3 protein-coding genes and 2 pseudogenes are annotated in these 4037 nt (G+C 63.8%); all 5 read left to right on the plus strand.

Annotated elements, in window-relative coordinates:
- Positions 1–140 precede the first annotated feature (140 nt).
- Positions 141–1133 (plus strand): PhoH family protein, encoded by a 993-nt coding sequence (locus EN984_RS25115; RefSeq protein WP_023758127.1) that lies wholly within the window; start codon positions 141–143, stop codon positions 1131–1133.
- Positions 1134–1151: 18 nt separating this feature from the next.
- On the plus strand, positions 1152–1652 hold the full coding sequence (gene ybeY, locus EN984_RS25120) for an rRNA maturation RNase YbeY (RefSeq protein WP_127266947.1): 501 nt from the start codon (positions 1152–1154) through the stop codon (positions 1650–1652).
- A gap of 28 nt (positions 1653–1680) precedes the next feature.
- Positions 1681–2820, plus strand: a complete 1140-nt coding sequence (locus EN984_RS25125; RefSeq protein ID WP_127266946.1) for a hemolysin family protein — start codon at positions 1681–1683, stop codon at positions 2818–2820.
- A gap of 16 nt (positions 2821–2836) precedes the next feature.
- Positions 2837–3329: pseudogene (locus EN984_RS25130) on the plus strand (VOC family protein).
- Positions 3330–3431: 102 nt separating this feature from the next.
- Positions 3432–4037, plus strand: a pseudogene (locus EN984_RS25135) (apolipoprotein N-acyltransferase); the annotation flags it as partial.

Below are 4037 nucleotides of genomic sequence, written 5' to 3' on the forward strand. Positions count from 1 at the left end.
ATCCAGGTGCGAATCACGAAGACGGGCTACAACAGCCTGTTCGCCGAATTGGCCTGAGGGTCTCGGCAGATGAGGAGAGACGGTTGAGCGCAGCAGAGCTGAAGAACCTGCCCCCGGTACCGGCATCTGGGGCTTCTGACATGGCGCACATCGTTCTGACTTTCGACAACAACAAGCTTGCCAGCGCCCTTTATGGTCAGTTCGACGAAAACCTCGCCAGGCTGGAGCAGAAGCTTGGCGTCGACATCCGCTCACGCGGCAACCAGCTGACCATCAAGGGTTCGGCGTCGGCCGCCGAGCAGGCGCGCCGCGCCCTGGACAACCTCTACGGCATTCTCCAGAAAGGCGTCGATATCGGCCAGTCCGACGTCGACGGCGCCGTGCGCATGGCGATCGCCGCCGACGATCAGCTGACCCTGCCGACGCTGGAGCGCAAGGGCAAGGTTTCCGCCGCCCAGATCGCCACCCGCAAGAAGACGATCTATGCCCGTTCACTCAACCAGGACGCCTATATGCGGGCGCTGGAACGGTCGGAACTGGTGTTCGGCATCGGCCCGGCCGGCACCGGCAAGACCTATCTGGCGGTGGCCCATGCGGCGATGCTGCTCGAGCGCGGCATGGTCGAGCGCATCATTCTCTCTCGGCCTGCGGTCGAGGCCGGCGAACGGCTGGGCTTCCTGCCCGGCGACATGAAGGAGAAGGTCGATCCCTATCTGCGGCCGCTCTATGACGCGCTCTACGACATGATGCCCGCCGACAAAGTCGAGCGCGCCATTGCCGCCGAAGTGATCGAGATCGCGCCGCTCGCCTTCATGCGCGGCCGCACGCTGGCGCATGCCGCCGTCATCCTCGACGAGGCGCAGAACACCACGCCGATGCAGATGAAGATGTTCCTGACGCGTCTGGGCGAAAATTCGCGCATGATCGTCACCGGCGATCCGACCCAGATCGACCTTCCCTCGAACACCAAATCGGGACTGGTCGAAGCCTTGCGGGTGCTGGACGGCGTGGCGGGCGCGGTCACCGTGCGCTTCAACGACGGCGATGTGGTCCGCCATCCGCTGGTGGCGGAAATCGTCAGGGCCTACGACCGGGACGCCAAGCTGGCGCGCGGCCTCGGCGCCGAGAATTGATGTTGACGATGCGGCTTCATGCCTGAGGACATAACATCCGGCGACGGGAATGTTCCCGTCGACATCGACATATCGGTTGAGGCGGGCAACTGGCCCGACGAGGCAAGCCTGACGCGGCTGGTCGATCGCGCCGTCAAGGCGGCTTTTGCCGAAACCGGCGTGGCGGGCCGTTCCGAACTCAGCCTCGTTTTTACCGACGACGCCCATGTCCGGGTTCTCAACGCCGGCTGGCGCGGCAAGGACAAGCCGACCAATGTCTTGTCTTTCCCGGCTTTTCCGTTTGTGCAAGGCGGACCGTTGCCGCCGATGCTGGGCGACATCGTGCTCGCCGCCGAGACGGTCGCGCGTGAAGCGGCACTGGAAGACAAGCCTGTCGAGAACCATATCACCCATCTCGTCATCCACGGCCTGCTGCATTTGCTGGGTTACGATCACGAGACCGACACTGAAGCCGAGGCGATGGAAGCCGTCGAACGCACGGCGCTTGCAAGGCTTGCCATTCCCGACCCCTACGCGTAACTACATCTGATCAATTGACCGGACGACGATGAACGACAAACCAGAAACTGCCGCCCGCCCCGACGCCGGCAGTGCGACCAAGGCTTCCGATACGTCGGAAGAGGGATCAAGTCCGAGTACCGTTACCTCTGGTGCTAACAGTACCTCTGGTGCTAACAGTACCTCTGGCGCTAGCAGTACCTCTGCTGCTGGCAGCGCTGCCAGCGAGACGTTGCCTGCCGGTCCCTCCCTGTTCGACCGCGTTCTGGGCTTGTTTCGGCAACGCAACGGAACCAGCCTGCGTGAGGAAATTGCCGGCGCGCTTGCCGAGACGACGAGCGATGCCGGCGCCTTCTCGCCCGGCGAACGCGCCATGCTCAACAACATCCTGCGGCTGCGCGAAGTGCGCGTCGAGGACGTCATGGTACCGCGCGCCGACATTCAGGGGGTCGAAATCACGACGACGCTCGGCGATCTCCTGGGCACTTTCGAACAATCCGGCCATTCCCGCATGCCGGTCTATTCCGAGACGCTCGATGATCCGCGCGGCATGGTCCATATCCGTGACGTGCTGGCCCACATCACCAAGATCGCGCGCGTCAAGAAGGGCCGCACGACCAGGAAAACCCCCGCTGCCACGGTTCTCGATCTTGCCCAGGTCGACCTCGCACGCACCATTGGCGACCTCAATCTGATCCGCCCGGTGCTGTTCGTGCCGCCGTCGATGCTTGCCTCCGACCTGATGGGCCGCATGCAGACGACGCGCACCCAGATGGCGCTGGTCATCGACGAATATGGCGGCACCGACGGCCTCGCCTCGCTGGAAGACATCGTCGAGATGGTGGTCGGCGACATCGAGGACGAGCATGACGACGACGAGCCGATGATCACCCAGAGCGGCGACGGCGTGTTCATCGTCGACGGCAAGGCCGAGATCGACGACGTGGCCAAGATGATCGGCGGGGATTTCGCCGCCGGTGAACATGGCGAATATGTCGACACGATCGGCGGCATGATTTTCAACACGCTTGGCCGTGTTCCGGCCCGCGGCGAGGTGGTGCAGGCCATACCCGGCTTCGAATTCCACGTCCTCGATGCTGATCCGCGCCGCGTCAAGCGCGTGCGCATCGTGCAGAGCCAGAAGGGTGAGCGCCGCCGGCGCGCCACCGCGCGCACCGAACAGGCGTGAGCCTCACGCTCGCCCGATGACTGTCGACGACCCGTTCAAGCATCCAAGTCTGGGGTCCGGTGTCTTCTACAAGGACCCTCGTGCCGCGCTGGACTGGCTTGAAGCAGCAGCTGGACTGGCTTGAAGCAGCATTTGGCTTCGAGCGCAGCATGGTAGTCAGCGATGCCGAGAGAAAACTCGTCCATGCAGAGATGCGATTCGGCGACAGCTACATCATCGTCGATTCCGAATGGAGCGATTATGTTGCCAGCCCGGCTTCGGTCTCGGGCAGGAACACGCAGTCGATCTATGTCAGGCTGAAGGGCGGCCTGGATGCGCATTGCGAGCAGGCGCGGGCGACCGACGCTGAGATAATCCAGGAGCCGGCGGATCAGTTCTACGGCGAGCGCCAGTATCGTGCCCGCGACCCCGAGGGCCATGTCTGGACCTTCACGCAGACCATCCGTTCGGTTCCGCGCGAGGAGGCCGAGCGGCTGGGCGGCGTTCAAATCGAGGGTTGGCACCGGTAGGGCAGGGCCGGAGCTGTGCATCTCAGCCAGCCATCCGCCCGTTTGGAGCGCGGAGCGCAGCCTGTTAAATCTTGTGTCCTGATTCGCGACTCGGAAGTATGCATGGAGCGCCTCACCGGCCGGATAATTCTGCTTTGGGGTTGGCGGCGTGCGCTCGTGGCGTTTCTCGCGGGCGCTTTTGCCGTGCTTGGGCAGGCGCCTTACGATTTCTTCGCCGCCTGTTTCGTCTCGTTTCCGCTGCTGGTCTGGCTGCTCGACGGCGCCACCGGCGAAGCTTCCGGCAGCCTGTTCCGGCGTCTGCGGCCGGCTTTTGCCGTCGGTTGGTGGTTCGGTTTCGGCTATTTCCTCGCCGGCCTCTGGTGGATCGGCTCGGCGCTGCTGGTCGAGGCCGACAGTTTTGCCTGGGCGCTCCCCTTCGCGGTGGTCGGCATTCCTTTCATGCTCGCCTTTTTCTACGGCTTTGCTGCAATCGTAGCCCGGCTGCTGTGGAGCAACGACATTGGCCGCATCGCCGCCCTTGCCTTCGGCTTCGGGTTGGCGGAATGGCTGCGCGATTTCCTGTTCACCGGTTTTCCCTGGAATGCCGTCGGCTACGCGGCCATGCCCGTGCCGCTGCTGATGCAGAGCGTCTCGGTGACGGGCATGATCGGCATGAACGCGCTCGCCGTGTTCGTCTTCGCACTGCCGGCACTGCTGGCGGCACGGGCA

Source organism: Mesorhizobium sp. M7A.F.Ca.CA.004.12.1.1 (assembly GCF_003997835.1).
Lineage (GTDB): Bacteria > Pseudomonadota > Alphaproteobacteria > Rhizobiales > Rhizobiaceae > Mesorhizobium.